Origin of the sequence: Bacillus cereus group sp. BfR-BA-01524, from assembly GCF_022662595.1 — a bacterium.
Taxonomy (GTDB): Bacteria; Bacillota; Bacilli; order Bacillales; family Bacillaceae_G; genus Bacillus_A; species Bacillus_A thuringiensis_S.
On sequence record NZ_JAKUDW010000528.1, the window covers coordinates 1 to 203 of the forward strand.

Sequence of the window (203 nt, forward strand, 5' to 3'; positions counted from 1 at the left end):
GGCGTAGGCGATGGACAACAGGTTGATATTCCTGTACCACCTCTTTATCGTTTGAGCAATGGAGGGACGCAGAAGGATAGAAGAAGCGTGCCATTGGTTGTGCACGTCCAAGCAGTTAGGCTGATAAGTAGGCAAATCCGCTTATCGTGAAGGCTGAGCTGTGATGGGGAAGCTCCTTATGGAGCGAAGTCTTTGATTCCCCG

At 50.7% G+C, this 203-nt stretch carries 1 rRNA gene; it reads left to right on the top strand.

Going from position 1 to position 203, the window contains the following annotated elements:
* Positions 1-203 (top strand): 23S ribosomal RNA (locus MR170_RS32185); the annotation flags it as partial.